General features: G+C 65.6%; 12 protein-coding genes and 1 riboswitch. Of the genes, 4 read left to right on the top strand and 8 right to left on the bottom strand.

The genetic code is table 11. The annotated features are described in order from the left end of the window. Positions 1–80: 80 nt before the first annotated feature. The 4 genes from NVV90_RS04765 to NVV90_RS04750 all read right to left on the bottom strand — a co-directional run bounded on the left by NVV90_RS04765 (position 81) and on the right by NVV90_RS04750 (position 6,186). Positions 81–2,171 (bottom strand): ABC transporter ATP-binding protein, encoded by a 2,091-nt coding sequence (locus NVV90_RS04765; RefSeq protein ID WP_309304096.1) that lies wholly within the window; start codon positions 2,169–2,171, stop codon positions 81–83. Next, entirely contained in the window at positions 2,168–3,901 is a 1,734-nt protein-coding gene (locus tag NVV90_RS04760) for an ABC transporter ATP-binding protein (RefSeq protein WP_258440044.1), read from the bottom strand. The genes NVV90_RS04765 and NVV90_RS04760 overlap by 4 nt, the downstream gene beginning before the upstream one ends. A 142-nt stretch (positions 3,902–4,043) precedes the next feature. Next, positions 4,044–5,693 carry an MFS transporter gene (locus tag NVV90_RS04755; protein WP_258440043.1) on the bottom strand — a complete coding sequence of 550 codons (1,650 nt, stop codon included), beginning with the start codon at positions 5,691–5,693 and terminating at the stop codon, positions 4,044–4,046. 10 nt (positions 5,694–5,703) lie between these two features. Continuing rightward, positions 5,704–6,186, bottom strand: a complete 483-nt coding sequence (locus NVV90_RS04750) for a MarR family winged helix-turn-helix transcriptional regulator (RefSeq protein ID WP_258440042.1) — start codon at positions 6,184–6,186, stop codon at positions 5,704–5,706. A 346-nt stretch (positions 6,187–6,532) separates the two neighbouring features. Between NVV90_RS04750 and NVV90_RS04745 the strand changes: the two genes are divergently transcribed. Together NVV90_RS04745 and NVV90_RS04740 are read left to right on the top strand one after the other, a co-directional pair. Then, positions 6,533–7,435, top strand: a complete 903-nt coding sequence (locus NVV90_RS04745; RefSeq protein WP_258440041.1) for a hypothetical protein — start codon at positions 6,533–6,535, stop codon at positions 7,433–7,435. 97 nt (positions 7,436–7,532) lie between these two features. Then, positions 7,533–8,270 (top strand): class F sortase, encoded by a 738-nt coding sequence (locus NVV90_RS04740; protein WP_258440040.1) that lies wholly within the window; start codon positions 7,533–7,535, stop codon positions 8,268–8,270. Positions 8,271–8,273: 3 nt separating this feature from the next. On the opposite strand, the gene NVV90_RS04735 is transcribed toward NVV90_RS04740, so the two are convergent. Both NVV90_RS04735 and speB read right to left on the bottom strand, forming a co-directional pair. Continuing rightward, positions 8,274–9,989 carry a thiamine pyrophosphate-binding protein gene (locus NVV90_RS04735; RefSeq protein WP_258440039.1) on the bottom strand — a complete coding sequence of 572 codons (1,716 nt, stop codon included), beginning with the start codon at positions 9,987–9,989 and terminating at the stop codon, positions 8,274–8,276. Then, the gene (gene speB, locus NVV90_RS04730) at positions 9,986–11,056 is read right to left on the bottom strand and encodes an agmatinase (RefSeq protein ID WP_258440038.1); all 1,071 of its coding nucleotides are present in this window, start codon (positions 11,054–11,056) and stop codon (positions 9,986–9,988) included. Before speB ends, NVV90_RS04735 begins: the two co-directional genes overlap by 4 nt. Before the next feature lie 214 nt (positions 11,057–11,270). On the opposite strand from speB, the gene NVV90_RS04725 reads away from it, so the two are divergent. Further along, the gene (locus NVV90_RS04725) at positions 11,271–13,244 is read left to right on the top strand and encodes an amino acid transporter (protein ID WP_396125342.1); all 1,974 of its coding nucleotides are present in this window, start codon (positions 11,271–11,273) and stop codon (positions 13,242–13,244) included. A gap of 87 nt (positions 13,245–13,331) precedes the next feature. Here the strand turns inward: NVV90_RS04725 and NVV90_RS04720 are convergent, their stop codons facing one another. Next, positions 13,332–13,907: a helix-turn-helix domain-containing protein gene (locus NVV90_RS04720; RefSeq protein ID WP_258440036.1), complete on the bottom strand. Its 576-nt coding sequence runs from the start codon at positions 13,905–13,907 to the stop codon at positions 13,332–13,334. 266 nt (positions 13,908–14,173) lie between these two features. Here NVV90_RS04720 and NVV90_RS04715 point away from each other — a divergent pair, with 266 nt between their 5' ends. Next, positions 14,174–15,691: a sodium:solute symporter gene (locus NVV90_RS04715; RefSeq protein WP_258440035.1), complete on the top strand. Its 1,518-nt coding sequence runs from the start codon at positions 14,174–14,176 to the stop codon at positions 15,689–15,691. 125 nt (positions 15,692–15,816) lie between these two features. Beyond that, positions 15,817–15,937: riboswitch (SAM riboswitch) on the top strand. Between the two features lie 325 nt (positions 15,938–16,262). On the opposite strand, the gene NVV90_RS04710 is transcribed toward NVV90_RS04715, so the two are convergent. Then, complete coding sequence (locus tag NVV90_RS04710) at positions 16,263–16,454, bottom strand: hypothetical protein (protein WP_258440034.1); 192 nt, start codon at positions 16,452–16,454, stop codon at positions 16,263–16,265. Positions 16,455–16,498 lie beyond the last annotated feature (44 nt).

Below are 16,498 nucleotides of genomic sequence, written 5' to 3'. Positions count from 1 at the left end.
CCGGGGTACCGCCGCCGTGTTCGCTTCCACAGTGCTTGGTTCTATAGGGTTTGCTTTTACAGTGTTTGCCTCCACGGTGCTCAGCTGTGCACCGCCGTCGAATCATCCACGGTGATTTCCTCCACGTCCTCGCCTGCGAACTGCGACATGTACAGCCGGTAGTAGGCGCCCTGGAGTGCGAGCAGCTCGTTGTGGTTGCCCTGTTCCACGATCTGGCCGTTCTCCATCACCAGGATGGTGTCGGCGTCGCGGATGGTGGACAGGCGGTGCGCGATCACGAAGCTCGTCCGGTCAGTGCGCAGTGCGGCCATGGCCTTCTGCAGCAACAGCTCGGTACGGGTGTCCACGGAACTCGTGGCCTCGTCCAGGATCAGCAGCGAAGGATCGGACACGAAGGCCCGGGCGATGGTGATGAGCTGCTTCTCACCGGCACTGACGTTGCTGCCTTCCTCATCGATGATGGTCTGGTAGCCGTCCGGGAGTGCGCGGACAAATCGGTCCACATAGGTGGCCTTGGCCGCCTCCATGATCTGCTCCTCCGTGGCGTCCAGGTTGCCGTACTTGATGTTGTCGTAGATGGTGCCGCCGAACAGCCAGGCATCCTGGAGGACCATGCCCACCTTCGAGCGCAGCTCGGAACGGCTGAGCTCCTTGACGTCCACGCCATCCAACGTGATGCGGCCGGAGTTGAGCTCGTAGAAGCGCATGACCAGGTTGACCAGGGTGGTCTTGCCGGCCCCGGTAGGACCGACGATGGCCACGGTGTGCCCCGGTTCGGCGCTGAAGGACAGGTCCTCGATGAGCGGCCTGTCGGCCACGTAGCTGAAGGTGACGTGCTGGAATTCGACATGACCGTCGGTCTTGGCCGGCAGGTGCCCCGTGGCGTTTTCTTTGACCTCTTCATCGGCATCCAGGAACTCGAAGACACGCTCGGCTGAAGCCACACCCGATTGCAGCATGTTGGCCATGCCGGCAATCTGGCCCAGCGGCTGGGTGAATTCGCGTGAGTACTGGATGAAGGCGGTGGCGTCGCCCAGGCTCATGGAGCCGGAAGCCACGCGCAGGCCGCCTACGACGGCGATGCCAACATACGCCAGGTAGGACACGAAGTTCATGGCCGGGAAGATCACGCCGGAGACGAACTGCGCCCCGAAGGACGCCTTGTAGAGGGCTTCGTTGCGTTCGTCGAAACGCTCCAGCATGTCCGCGTCGCGGCCGAAGACCTTGACGAGGTCGTGGCCGGAGAACGATTCCTCGATCTGGCCGTTCAACGCCCCGGTGTTCTTCCACTGCGCGGCGAAGAGCTTCTGGCTGCGGGCGCCGATGACGCCTGCCACAATGCCGGAGAGCGGCAGCGCGATGAGGGCGATCAGGGCCAGCTCCCAGGAAACGATGAACATCATCACGATGATGCCCAGCACCGTCAGGACCGAGCTGACCAGCTGGGCGAACGCCTGCTGCAGGCCCTGCTGGACATTGTCGACGTCGTTGGTCACCCGGGACAGGATGTCGCCGCGCTGGCGGGTGTCGAAGTAGTCCAGCGGAAGCCGGTTGAGCTTGGACTGCACGTCATCGCGGAGCTTCCTGATGACCCGCATGACGATCCTGTTCAGGAGCCAGCCCTGGGCCCAGAGGAACATGTTGGCCACGAAGTACATCAGGAGCACGATCGAGATCAGGAAGGTCAGCTTGGGGAAATCGATCCCGTTGGTGAGCTCCATTTTGGCGACCATGTCCGCGAAGTTGCCCTGCCCCTGCTGGCGCATGAGCTCCGCGAACTGTTCCTGCGTCACTCCCGGAGGGAGCTGCTTGCCCATAACGCCGCCGAAGATGACGTCCATGGCGTTGCCCAGGATCTTCGGGGCGATCACGTTCAGGACCACGGAAACCACCACGAGGCCGATCACGATGATCACGCCGGCGCCCTCCGGCTTCAGCAGGCCCATGAGGCGCTTGGCCGATGGCCAGAAGGCCTTGGCCTTCTTGGCCGGCACGTCGCCGAACATGCCGCCGTCGGCCTCGCCGGGAGTGTATTCCTCTTCGACGAAGTCGTCGTCGTCAACAACGTCCACTGCCGCGGCGGATTCTTCCGCTTCGGCGGCACGGGCGGCCTTGGCCGCTTCTGCTTTGGCGGCCCAGCCGGGCTTGTTCTGCTGCTTGTGCTCGCTCATGCCACTTCCTCCGCAGCCAGCTGTGATTCAACGATTTCCTGGTACGTGGGAGAAGTTTCAAGGAGTTCGTCGTGGGTTCCCCGGTCCACGATCCTGCCATTGTCCAAGACCAGGATCTGGTCGGCGTCCGCGATGGTGGACACGCGCTGGGCCACGATGATTACCGTGGCGTCCTGCGTTTTCTCCTTGAGCGCCTTGCGGAGCCGGGAGTCGGTGGCGACGTCCAATGCCGAGAAGGAGTCATCGAACAGGTACACCTTGGGCTTGGTGACCAGGGCCCGGGCGATGCACAGGCGCTGGCGCTGCCCGCCGGAAACGTTGGTTCCGCCCTGGGCCACCCTGCGGTTGAGCCCCGAGGACTTTTCCTGGACGAAGTCCTTGGCCTGCGCCGTCTCCAGCGCGTCCCACAGCTCTTGCTCCGTGGCGTCGGTCTTGCCGAACCGCAGATTGTGTTCGATGGTGCCGGAGAACAGGTAGGGCTTCTGCGGCACCGTGGCCACGCGGCTGGTGATGTCTGCCCGGTCCAGTTCGGTGACAGGAACGCCGTCGAGCAGTACATCGCCGGAGGCGACGTCGTAGAGGCGCGGCAGCAGGGACACCAGGGTCGACTTGCCGGCACCGGTGGAACCGATGATGGCGAGCGTCTGCCCGGGCTCGGCGGTGAAGGAGATGTTGCTCAGCACGGGAGCCTCGGCCCCCGGGTACTTGAACGTGACGTCGCGGAATTCCACGCGACCCTTCTTCTCGGCCGGAGCCACCGGCGACGCGGGGTCGTGGATGGAGGATTCGACGTCGAGCACTTCGCCGATGCGGTCCGCACACACCGAGGCGCGCGGGATCATCATGGCCATGAACGTGCCCATCATGACGGCGATCAGGATCTGCAGGAGGTACTGCAGGAACGCGGTCAGGGCTCCCACCTGCATGTCCCCCGAATCCACGCGCTGGCCGCCGAACCACAGCACGGCAGCGGTGGACAGGTGCAGGATCATGCCGATGGCCGGGAACATGAGGACGAACAGGTTGCCGATCTTCACCGATACCTCGGTCAGATCGCGGTTGGCCTCACCGAAGCGCTTGGCCTCGTACGGTTCACGCACGAAGGCACGGACCACGCGGATGCCGATGATTTGCTCGCGCAGGACGCCGTTGATGGCGTCGATCTTCTTCTGCATGGAACGGAACAACGGCATAAGGCGGACCACCAGGTAGCCCACCACGGCGATCAGGATCGGCACGGAAACCCACACCAGCCAGGACAGGCTGAGGTCCTCGCGCAGGGCCATGATGATGCCGCCGATGCACATGATGGGCGTGGCCACCATGAAGTTCAATCCCATGAGCACCAGCATCTGGACCTGCTGGACGTCGTTGGTGCCACGGGTGATCAGCGTGGGCGCGCCGAAGCGGTTGACGTCCTGGGCGGAGAATCCGCTCACCTGCCGGAAAACGCTCCGGCGGAGGTCGCGGCCGATCGCCATGGCTGTCCTGGCACCGAAGTAGACGGCGGCGATGGCGGTCAGCACCTGGCCGAAGGCCACGGCGAGCATGAGTGCACCCGTCCGCCAAATGAAGTCGGTATCGCCCCGGGAAACTCCCTCGTCAATGATCTTGGCATTGAGGCTTGGGAGGTACAGGGTGGCGATGGTGGATGCCAGTTGGAAGATGAGGACGGCCAGAATTTGCGGCAAATACGGCTTGGAATAGCGCCGTATCAGTGTGACAAGCATGCCCACGGATCCTTAGAAAGAGTGCGCGAATAGGTTCAGGAAATTAGTACCAGCAGGGGCTGACAGTCTTAGATGAACCACTCTACGAAATCCGTTGCCTCAGCGAAACAACATCGGACAAAGATCATCCCAGCGGAGTATTTCAGGCCTTCGCGGCGGCTGGCTCCAGTTCGGTGGCGGCGTCGGCGTCCGCCGTGGCCGTCTCCGCGGCCGTCTCCACCGGTTCCCCAGCCGCATCCGCCTGCCGCACATCCACGGTCCGCCGCAGCGGGCGCTCCTTGATGAACAGCACGGCCACCAGGGCCACCACGCTGATGGCGGCGGCCACCAGGAAGATCCGGGCCGTGGCGTCGCCGTAGGCGGCGCGCATGATCTCGCGGACGGGTTCGGGCAGGTGGACCAGGTCCATGCTGGCGCCGGCGGATCCACCCCCTACGGGGATGTGTGCGGCGGCGAGCCCCTGCGCGGCAAGGTCCTTGACGTGGTTGCCCATCACGGCACCGAGCACCGAGACGCCGATCGCGCCGCCTACGGAGCGGAAGAACGCCACCGAGGCGCTGGCCGTGCCGATGTCCTTGGCCTGCACGGTGTTCTGCACAGCCAGGACCAGGTTCTGCATCATCATGCCCAGGCCCAGGCCGAAGGCGGCGGTGTAGATGGACACGAGCCACAATTCGGTGGTGTGGTCGATGGTCCCCGCAAAGCCGAGGCCGCCGATCAGGAAGAGCCCGCCGGCAATCAGGAACCGCTTCCACTTGCCGAAGCGGCTGATCAGGATGCCGGAGGCCACGGAGCCCAGCAGGTTGCCCGCAATCATGGGCAGGGTCAGGAGGCCGGCTTCGGTGGGCGTGGCACCGCGGGCCACCTGGAAGTACTGGCCAAGGAACGTGGAGGAGCTGAACATCGCGATGCCGACGGCCACCGAGGCCAGGATGGCCAGGGCGGTGGTGCGCTCGGAGATGATCTTGAGCGGGATGATGGGCTCGGCCACCTTGGATTCCACGAATACCAGCAGGGCCAGCAGCAGCACGCCGCCGCCCACCATCACGGCCGACTGCCAGGAGATCCAGTCGTAGTAGTCGGGGTTGCCGGCGAAGGACACCCAGATGAGGATCAGGCTGACGCCCGCGGTCAGCAGGATGGAGCCGAGCCAGTCGATTTTGGCGGGGCGCTTGATGTGCTGGATCTTGAGGGTCACCTGGAGCAGGATGAGCGCGACGACGGCGAGTGGCACGCAGACGAAGAACGTCCAGCGCCAGCCCAGCGGGCTGTCAACGATGAAACCGCCCAGGAGCGGGCCACCCGCGGTACCGACGGCCATGACCGCTCCCATGTAGCCGGAGTACTTGCCGCGGTCCCGTGGCGGAATCATGGAGCCGATGATGGCCTGGGCCAGGGCGGTGAGCCCGCCCATCGCGACGCCCTGGATGACACGCGCGGTCAGCAGGAAGGGGATGGACTCAGAGAAGCCTGCCATCACGGAGCCAGCCACGAAGATCACGATGCTCAGCTGGACGAGAAGTTTCTTGTCGAACAGGTCCGCGAGCTTGCCCCAGATGGGCGTGGTGGCGGCGTTGGCCAAGAGCGCAGCGGTGATCACCCAGGCGAAGTCGGTCTGGGTGCCTTCGAGTTCGGACATGATGGTCGGCAGCGCGTTGGCCACGATGGTGCTGCTGAGGATCGCGGTGAAGAAGGCGGCGAGCAGGCCCGTCAGGGCCTCCATGATCTGGCGGTGCGTCATCGGCGCGGCGGCCTGCACCGCCGTCGGGCGTTCAAGGGTTGGGCTGGCCATCGGGCGGCTCCTAAGCTGTCTGGTTCGTGTGGGAGGAACCGGCCGCCATTGCCCGGGGTGCGTCCTGGAGCGACGCCGTGAGTTTCTGCAAAACCCGTGTTGCTTCGAGCGCGTCTTCCTCGCTCCAGTCAGAGAGGTAGTTGCGGACCCGTTCGCTGCGCCGTTCCTCGAACTCGCGCAGTTTGGCGGCGCCGGTCCCTGTGAGCACCAGCAACTGGGCCCTGCCATCTGCCGGATCCGGCCGCCGGTCCACCAGGCCCAGTTCCTCGAGCTCCGCGATGTGCCGGCTCAGGACCGGTGCCGTGACGCCCAGGCGTGCGGCCACCTGCCCGGCGCGCGACTCGCCGTCGCCGATGAAGCGCATCACCCCCTGCAGGGCCAGGCCGATGTCCGGCACCTTGGAAAGGTGGGCAGAGACCGCGCAGCGCAAGGTGCGCTGGAGGTCGAAGATCTGGTGGACGAGTTCGGTTGCCGTGCTTGGCCCGACGGACATGGAAGACACCTCATTTTCATTGCCTGAAGCAACTATAATCTTAATTGATTACTTTGGGCAACTAATGAAGTGCGGCACTGAAGGAGACTCAACGCTCGATGCAATCCCAGTAGGCCTCCGCCGGCCCTAGAGTACTCGCGCCGGATCCAAGTGGCCTGCGACTGAAAAGACGGGTACTCACTACTCGCGACTATCCCGGCGCGGAATTCTAGCCTGAACAGACAGGAGAACTGCTGATTCCGCATACAGCAATCATCGACGCGTCTCAGGTAGTGATGGGGACCTTACTGAAGACGGTTGCTCGGGCGGTCTGGTCAGTTTCGATCAGATTGGATGGAGAACCACGATGAGACGCATCCTTGCTTTAGCCAGCGTTGTAGGCCTTGCCCTGCTCGGCGCATCAGGGCCGGCAATCGCAGTCCCTACCGTGAACGCCGGCCATCAAAACACAAGCCAGATTACGAATTCGTCCCAGACCCCTCTCAGCGGACTGGTCAACGCTGAGAACCAATCCGGCAACAACGGCGGTGGCAACAACACCGGCGCCAACGGCAACGGCGGCACCAACAACGGCGGCGACAACAACACCGGCGGCAACGGCAGCGGCGGCAACGGCAGCGGCGGCAACAACGGCGGCGGCAACAACGGCGGCGGCAACAACGGCGGCAACAACAACAACGGCGGCGGCAACAACAACGGCGGCAGCAACAACAACGGCGGCGGCAACGGCGGCGGCAACAACGGCGACAACAACGGCGGCGGCAACAACGGCGGCAGCAACAACAACGGCGGCGGCAACAACAACGGCGGCAACAACGGCGACAACAACGGCGACAACAACGGCGGCGGCAACGGCGGCAGCAACAACGGCGGCAGCAACAACAACGGCGGCAGCAACAACAACGGCGGCGGCAACAACGGCGGCGGCAACGGCGGCGGCAACGGCGGCGGCAACAACGGCGGCGGCAACGGCGGCGACGACGTACCGGAGGCTGCAGCCCCAGTCGTCCCGCAGGCAGTGAATCCCGCCGTTCCTAAGGCCGGCGCTGCGGCGGCAGTCGGCGCTGCGGCACCTGCGGCGGCAGTCGCCGCTGCGGCACCTGCTGTGGTCAACCAGGGCTTCAACGCCCAGACGGCGGTCAGCACCCACAACTCCGGGACGCCGCTGTCAGTGCTTGGGGCAGCTCTCCTCCTGACGGCTGGAACCATTGTGGCTCTGCGAAAGAGGCAACGGTCCCGAGGAATTTAGGCTCAAGCCGGACATGCAATGAGCGCCGCACACTACAACGGTGCGGCGCTCATTGCATGTCCGGGCAGTTCCACTGACATCCGGATGAAGGATTGTGATGCTAATCCACAGCAGCAGCCATCGCCACCGGGCGGCCAGGAAGGCCTGGCCATGGGGCCTGAACCGGGGCGACATCCTGCTGCTGGCCTGCGGTGTGCTGGCCTTCCTTGCCTTGACGTTTCTGCCGGGCCTGCTGGCCGGGCAATCGGCAAGCCCAAGCCCCGGTGGCAGAAACGAGACCTTGGCCGCTCAGGCTCCCTCCACAGCGTGGCCGGCCCGAGCACTGGATCCTGCGTCCGCGTCACCCGACGCCGGGCAGCCCCCCGCTGCTCCGGCTCCGAACTTCCCTCGGGCGGCCGCCCCCTCCCGCATCGTGTACCCGAAGGCAAGTATTGACGTGGAAATCCATCCGCTGCAGCCGAGCGCCGAGGATATCGCGAGCCAGGCCATTGAGCCGCCGGCAACCATGGACGGCTATTGGCTCGCCCTCTATGGGATGCCGGGGGCGGGGTCCTCGAACACCACCTATGTCCTCGGCCATAGCTGGGAGGACCGGGATGCCCCGTTTAACCACCTGAGCGCGGCCGCGACTCCCGGAGATGAACTGGCAGTCGCGACCGCGTCCGGAACCATGACCTACAGGGTGGACTCCATCACCACGTACCTGAAATCGACATTGAAGGACAGCCCCATCTGGCAGGCCGTGCCGAACCGCCTTGTCTTGATCAGTTGCTACACCGAGGACCCCATGGGCAAGAACGTAGTAGTGGTGGCCTCACCGATCAGCAGCCCCTAGTCCTTAGTCGTCCAGGTGGGTGGGGCCGAACATCTTCAGCAGGGTCTCAACCACGACGACGTTGGGACCGTCCGCTTCAAAGGACGCCTTCAGCGCGTCCCCGACGTCCTCCGGGGCCACCCGGCGGGCCGGGACGCCGAAGGATTCGGCGAGCTTGACGAAGTCCGGGCGGGCGAGCTCGGTGGCCGTGGCCTTACCGAAGGCGCCCACCATGTATTCGCGCAGGATGCCGTAGCCACCGTCGTCCACGATCAGCCAGGTGACCGGGATGTTGTGCTGCTTGGCGGTGGCGAGTTCCGAGATGGAGTACATGGACGAGCCGTCGCCGGACACGGCCAGGACCCGCGCCGAGCCGCCGGGCTTGCCGGTGGTTTCCAGGCCGACGGCACCGCCGATGGCCGCGGGGAAGCCGTAGCCGAGGCCGCCGGCTCCCTGCGCGGAGTGGAACTGGCCCTCGCGGGCATCCCAGCAGCTCCAACCCCAGTACGCGGAAATGGTCATGTCCCAGAACGTCTGCATGCCCGCCGGTACCGCTTCGCGGATATCGGACATGAACTTCAGTTCCTTGCCGAGGTCCTGGGATTCCAGGCGGGCCTTGACCTTGGCCAGGGATTCCTTGACGAGGTCCTCGGGCGAGGTACCGTGCCAGCTGCGCAGCGCCGAGTTTCCGGCGGCACCTGCCGCTGCCAGCGCCTCGTCGAGGGTGGCCAGTGCCTGCCCGGCGTCGGCACGGATGCCCAGGCCGGGACGGTTGGACTCGAGGACGCGGGGTTCGGCGTCGATCTGGATGATCCGGCCGCGTGGTTCAAAGGTGAAGTAGTTGGACGTGACTTCGCCCAGCGACGAGCCGATCACGATCAGCACGTCCGCGTCCTCGAGGAGCTCGGTCATGTACCGGTCCTCGATCCAGGACTGCAGCGAGAGCTCGTGGGTCCACGGGAACGCGCCGTTGCCGCCAGGGGTGCAGATGACCGGGGCCCGCAGCTGCTCGGCAATCGAGAGCAGGGACTTCTCGGCCCGGCCGCGGCGCGTACCGCCGCCGGCGATGATGGCCGGACGCTCCGCCGTCGAGAGCCACTTCACGGCTTCGCGGATCAGCTCAACGCGCGGCGGGTTGTCCGCCGCCTCGGCCAGGGCATCCTCTACCGGGGGCACCATGATGGGGTCCAGGAGCACGTTCTGCGGGATCTCGATCCACACGGGGCCCTGGGGCGAGGAGATGGCCTCGGTCCAGGCGTCCTGGATGGCGGAGGGGATGCCGGAGGCGTGCTGGATGAGGCGCTGGCTCTTGGTGACGTTGGCGGCCGAGGCCTTCTGGTCATCGAGCTGGTGCAGCATGCCCTTGCGGCGCGCACCCAGGCCTTCGAGTGGAATCTGGCTGGCCACGACCACCATGGGAACGCCGGTGGCGTAGGCCTCCTGCAGGCCGGCCAGGGACGTCAGCGCGCCGGGACCGGTGGACAGGAACAGCACGCCGACTTCACCGGTGGCGCGGGAGTACCCGTCAGCGGCGAAGGCGGAGTTGTTCTCCACTCGGGAGGACACGAAGTGGAGGTTGCCGCGGCCCATGGCGTCGAACAGGCCCAGGGCGTGCTGCCCGGGGATGCCGAAGACGGTCTTCGCGCCGAGCGCTTCGAGGGTCTCGACGACGAGGTCCCCGCCGTTGCGCTGGCTGGTGCCCTTGGTGGGGGCTGCTGTGCCGGGGTCGAAATCGATCACTTGATTCCTCCGGCAGCCTGGGTGGCGGCGGCGAGCTCGGCAATGCGGGCACCGAGGGCCTGGGCGGCGTAGCCGTTGGGGGCGCCGCGGCGGTCGCCTTCCACGGCAATGTCGGCCATCAGGGTGACGAGTTCGTAGGCAACGTGGCTGCCTGCGACGCCGGTGATTTCGGCATGGTCGTAGGCCGGGGCCACCTCCACAATGTCTGCGCCCACGAGGTTCATGCCCCGGAAGCCGCGGATGATTTCGAGGAGTTCGCGGCTGGTGATGCCGCCGGCCTCGGGGGTGCCGGTGCCGGGGGCGTGGGCCGGGTCCAGGACGTCGATGTCCACGGAGATGTACAGCGGGCGGTTGCCGATGCGGTCGCGGATCTTGGCCACGGTCTCGGCGACGCCCTGGTAGTAGACGTCGGCGGAGGTGACGATGCCGAATCCAAAGCGGTGGTCGTCGTCGAGGTCCTTCTTGCCGTACAGCGGGCCTCGGGTACCTACGTGGCTGATGGCCTCGGTGTCCAGGATGCCCTCTTCGACGGCGCGGCGGAACGGCGTGCCGTGGGTGTACTCGGCGCCGAAATAGGTGTCCCAGGTATCCAGGTGGGCGTCGAAGTGCAGCATGGCGACAGGCTCGCCGGCGCGTTCGGCGGCGGCGCGGAGCAGCGGCAGCGCGATGGTGTGGTCGCCACCGAGGGTCACGAGCTTGCTGCCGTTGGCCGTCAGGTCCAGGGCGTTCTGCTGGATGGTCTCGATGGCCTCGTTGATGTTGAACGGGTTCACCGCCATGTCGCCGGCGTCGGCTACCTGGATGTTCTCGAAGGGGCTGACGTCCCAGGCAGGATTGTACGGGCGGAGCAGGCGGCTTGCTTCACGCACGTGGTTGGCGCCGAAGCGGGCGCCCGGGCGGTAGGAAACGCCGGAGTCGAACGGGACGCCGACAACAGTGACATCGGCCTTGGCGACCTGGTCGAGTCGCGGAAGGCGGGCATACGTGGCGGCACCTGCGTAGCGCGGGATGCGGGACGAATCAATGGGGCCGAGGTTGCCGTTGGCCTCAATGCGAAGCTCTTCCAAAATACGCCTCTCCTTCGAGATCGATTGATGACTGTGACACCCATCATACACTCAAAGTTGCCCTATATGCATCACATGTTTACGAGCAGATTCTCTTGGCGCATGAGACGCCCGTCACAAGAGGCGTAAAGATTCCATAAAAACCGGGGTCCCGCCGTCGGGCCCGGCCATACGCTCCTTCTGGAGCAGCCTCCAGGCTGCGCGAAAGGACCACGTGACCACCCTGACCAGGCCCCCGGCCGACCCCTCCGACCACCGGAAGCACGAGCCCCGGTTCAAGCCCTGGCTGCTGGAGGGCATGCCGGACATCGCCGGCAAGCGGAAGGCAACGCACGGCCAGCCCGACGCCGGTCACGCACCCCAGGCCTGGTGGAAGGTCATGTGCCTCACCGGCGTGGACTACTTCTCCACGCTCGGCTACCAGCCGGCAATCGCCGCCCTGGCCGCGGGCATGGTCTCGCCCATTGCCACGATCGTCCTGGTGGCCGTGACACTGCTCGGCGCCCTGCCCGTGTACCGCAGGGTGGCATCGGAAAGCCCCCGAGGCGAAGGTTCCATAGCCATGCTGGAGCGGCTCCTCCCCCGCTGGGGCGGCAAGCTGTTCGTCCTGGCCCTGCTGGGATTCGCCGCCACCGACTTCATGATCACCATGACCCTCTCGGCCGCCGACGCGAGCGCCCACGCCATCGAAAACCCCTTCGCCCCCGAGTGGCTCCACGGCCAGGAAGTGGCCATCACGCTGGCGCTGATCGCCGGCCTGGGAATCGTGTTCCTGCGCGGGTTCAAGGAAGCCATCAACGTGGCTGTGCTGCTGGTGGGCGCTTTCCTGGCACTCAACCTGGTGGTGGTCGTCGTTGGCCTGTTCCACGTGTCCACCGAGGCCCACCTGGTGACCGACTGGTGGGCGGCCCTGAACCAGCAGCATGGCAATCCGCTGATGATGATCGGCATCGCCCTGCTGGTCTTCCCGAAACTCGCCTTGGGCCTGTCCGGCTTCGAAACCGGCGTGGCCGTCATGCCGCAGATCAAGGGCGATCCGGACGACACGGAGGCCCGCCCGGCGGGCCGCATCCGCGGCGCGCACAAACTGCTCACGACGGCGGCGCTCATCATGAGCGCGTTCCTCATCGCCTCAAGCTTCATCACCACGTTCCTGATTCCGGCCGCCGAGTTCGAGCCCGGGGGCAAGGCCAATGGCCGCGCCCTGGCCTTCCTGGCGCACCAGTACCTGGGCGACGGTTTCGGCACCGTCTACGACATCAGCACCATCGCCATCCTGTGGTTCGCCGGCGCTTCCGCCATGGCCGGGCTCCTGAACCTGGTGCCGCGGTACCTGCCGCGCTTCGGCATGGCCCCGGCGTGGACCCGTGCAGTCCGGCCGCTGGTCCTGCTGTTCACGGCCATCGGCTTCCTCATCACCATCGTCTTCGAGGCCAACGTGGAGGCCCAGGGCGGCGCCTACGCCACCGGCGTCCTGGTGCTCATGACTTCCGCCTCGATCGCCGTCACGCTCTCCGCCCGGCGGAAGAAGCAGCGCGGCAAGACCATCGCGTTCGGGGCTGTCGCCGTCGTGTTCACCTACACCACCGTGGCGAATGTGGTGGAAAGGCCGGACGGCATCCGCATCGCGGCACTGTTCATCCTGGGCATCGTGGTGGTCAGCTTCGCCTCGCGCGTGCGTCGCTCCTTCGAGCTGCGCGCCACGCACATCAAGATGGACGAGAAGGCCCTCGAATTCACCGCCGCCAACGAGGAAGGGCCCATCCGGATCATCGCCCACGAGCCCAAGCGGCTCAGCGCGGACCGTTACCGCGAGAAGCTCTCCCATGCGGAACAGGCCAACCACCTGCCGGCGGACAGCGATGCGGTGTTCATTGAGATCATCGTGGACGACAGCTCGGACTTCGAGCAGGAACTGCAGGTGGTTGGCAAGGAACGCCACGGCTTCAAGATCCTGGAAGTCCACAGCAACAACGTGCCCAACACCCTCGCGGCCGTACTGCTCCACATCCGCGACGTCACCGGCCTCATGCCGCACATCTACTTCCGCTGGACCGAGGGCAACCCGATCGCCAACCTGAGCAAGTTCCTGTTCTTCGGCGAGGGCGAGATCGCCCCGGTCACCCGCGAAGTGCTGCGCGAAGCCGAACCGGATATCACCCGCCGGCCCTGGGTCCACGTGGGGTAAGTCGCGCGGCCGCTTCGACGGCTCCCCGCACGTTCGATGCGTCGCAACATCGGGAACGCGGGGAACCGTCGAAACGGGAAACCAGGCCTACCGGCTTGCGGCGGGAACCAGGATCCAGAGGACCTCGACGGTCTCGTCGGTGGGGTTGACCCAGGTGTGGGGCTCCCGGCCGGGGAAGGACAGGGTGTCGCCCTCCTCAAGCTCATACTCCTCGTTGGTCAGGATCAGCTTGATGCGCCCCTTGACCACATGGAGGACGTCGACGTCGCAGTCCACGGCGTACAACTCTGACTCCCCGCGGCCGCGGGGTTCGATGATGGCCCGCAGGATCTGCAGGCGGCGCTCGGAACGGGCCGTCAGCAGCCGCTCGACAATCCCCTCGCCGCCGAGCGAAATCCTGGGCCCGTCGTCGCGCCGGGTCAGGTGGGTTTCCGGGGCCGCAAACAGGTCACCGACGGAGACCGACAGGACCTGGCACAGCGTGACAAGCGAAGCGACCGACGGCGACGTCAGGTCCCGCTCCACACGGCTGAGGAACCCCTTGGTCAGGCCGGTGGCGTCCGCAACCTGTTCGATGGTGAGGCGCTGCGACTGGCGGGCGGCGCGGATTCTGGAACCGATGGCAACGGGTACATTGCTCGGTTCAACGGGTAGAGCCTTCATTCACGAACCTTTCAGGCCGCCCAGCGGCCCTGTTATTGCAGCCATACTACTGGGATCACGCTCCATTCCGGCCTGAAAACACAATTGCGGCGCATCGCCAATTGACTGTTACTCCCATCACAACGTATTCTCTTAGGCAACAAGTGTTGCTTGTGAGGCACACAACACAAGCCACCCCCCAAAACCATCAGCGCAGAGACTCCGCGATACGCAGGAGTATCGTCGGAAACCCCAACACTCTGCGCATCAGCTCCAGGGAGCCAACCATGGACTCTTCGTTCATCAACATCGCGATAGTTGTTGTGTATCTGCTCGCCATGCTGGCCTTCGGCTGGTGGGGCAAGTCCCGTACCAAGAACAACAGTGACTTCCTCGTGGCAGGACGCCGTCTGGGCCCGTTCCTCTACACCGGCACCATGGCAGCCGTCGTCCTGGGCGGTGCCTCCACCGTTGGCGGCGTCGGCCTCGGCTACAAGTTCGGCATCTCCGGCATGTGGCTCGTGGTGGCCATCGGCGCGGGCGTGCTCCTGCTGAGCCTGCTCTTCGCCGGCACCATCCAGAAGCTGAAGATCTACACGGTCTCCCAGATGCTGACGCTTCGCTACGGCAGCAAGGCCACGCAGACCTCCGGTATCGTCATGCTGGCCTACACGCTCATGCTGTGCGCCACGTCCACCGGCGCCTACGCCACCATCTTCGTTGTCCTCTTCGGCTGGGAGCGCTGGCTCGCCATCGCCATCGGCGGTGCGATCGTGCTGGTCTACTCCACCATCGGCGGCATGTGGTCCATCACCCTGGCCGACCAGGTCCAGTTCGTCATCAAGACGGTGGGCATCTTCTTCCTGATGCTCCCGTTCGCCCTCAACGCAGCCGGCGGCCTGGACGGCATCCGTGCCCGCGTGGACGCCAGCTTCTTCCAGATCGACGGCATCGGCCTGCAGACCATCATCACGTACTTTGTGGTCTACACCCTGGGACTGCTCATCGGGCAGGACATCTGGCAGCGCGTCTTCACCGCCAAGACCCCCACGGTTGCCCGCTGGGGCGGCGCCACCGCCGGCGTCTACTGCATCCTCTACGGCCTCGCCGGTGCGCTGATCGGCATGGCCGCAAACGTTGCGCTGGCCGGCATTGAGATCAAGGCCAAGGACGACGTCTACGCCGAAGTCGCCACGCACCTGCTCCCGATCGGCATCGGCGGCCTCGTCCTGGCCGCCGCCGTCGCAGCCATGATGTCCACCGCTTCCGGCGCGCTGATCGCCGCAGCCACCGTTGCCCGTGCCGACGTCATGCCCTTCGTGGCCAGCTGGTTCGGCAAGAACGTGGACACGTCCGACTCGGACAACCCCGAGCACGACGTCAAGGCCAACCGCTACTGGGTCCTCGGGCTCGGCATCGTCGCCATCATCATCGCCATCAGCACCAAGGACGTTGTGGCCGCCTTGACCATCGCCTACGACATCCTGGTGGGCGGCCTGCTGGTTGCCATCATCGGTGGCCTCGCCTGGAAGCGTGGGACGGGCATCGCCGCGGCCGCCTCCATGGGTGTTGGCTCCGTGATCACCCTCGGCACCATGATCATCCTCGAAATCAACGCGAAGGCGCCGCTGGACGGCATCTACGCCAACGAGCCCATCTACTACGGCCTCATCGCCTCGGCAGTGGTCTACGTGGTGGTTTCGCTCCTCAGCAAGCCCACCGACCCTGCCGTCATGAAGGCCTGGACGGACCGCGTCGCCGGCACCAAGCTGGCCGAAGAAGAGGTTCCGGCCTCCACAGTGTAGGGCGTCCCGGAACTACAGCAACCACGACGGCGGTGCCGCCCTTTGCGGGGGCCGCACCGCCGTCGTCGTTAATGCGGCAAAAAACGGTGCCATGAGGCTGGGCGCCTGCGGTACAGTAGTGCCAGCTTCAAGAGATGTGGCGCCAAGCTCCGACTTGCCACGCACCAACCCCATGTTCGCGGGTGGTTCGGATGAGGAAGCGGCCCGGCTCCGGACCCGAGACAACCGAGCGGGCAAGAGCATCTCCCGCAATGAGCAGGCACGTGCCGCACTCCCCCGATTCTGTCCACACCGCAGAACCCGCCTCAGTCCGTGTGATTCCGGGCGTCGACCTGGTGCTCGGCACCGTGACGTTCGTGGTTGGCGGGGAGCTCGAGCACCACTGGCACCACGAACCGCGGCTGATCACGGACGCCTTGGGCCAGTCCGTGCGTCCGGCGCGCTGGTGCCCGGCTACGCGGACGCTTTCATTGACGGTCGCCGCCCGGGGCAGGCCGGCAGGCGTCGAAAAACGCTTCAGCTTCGCGCCGGCTCCTGAGCCCCGGCGGCCGTTTGGAACGGCGGCTGCAGCTCAGATTTCTTCCTCGGGCTCGCGGAAATCATCCACTTCGTCCAGGGGGACCACGCGTTCCTCGTCGGCGGGGGCTTCGTCGTCCTCCGTCCAGGCCTCGTCCACTACCTCGTCCTCGTTGTAGTCATAGGCGGGGTCGGACTCGATGGTTGGCCGGTCCGGATGCCGGGCGTGTGATGCGGTGGTGTCCATGATGCAACCTCCGTCTCAGGGGGCTGAAGCGAGCCCTGCGCGTA

The sequence above is a fragment of the Arthrobacter sp. CJ23 genome (assembly GCF_024741795.1).
Lineage (GTDB): Bacteria > Actinomycetota > Actinomycetes > Actinomycetales > Micrococcaceae > Arthrobacter.
This window is presented reverse-complemented; position numbering and strand designations above follow the sequence as displayed.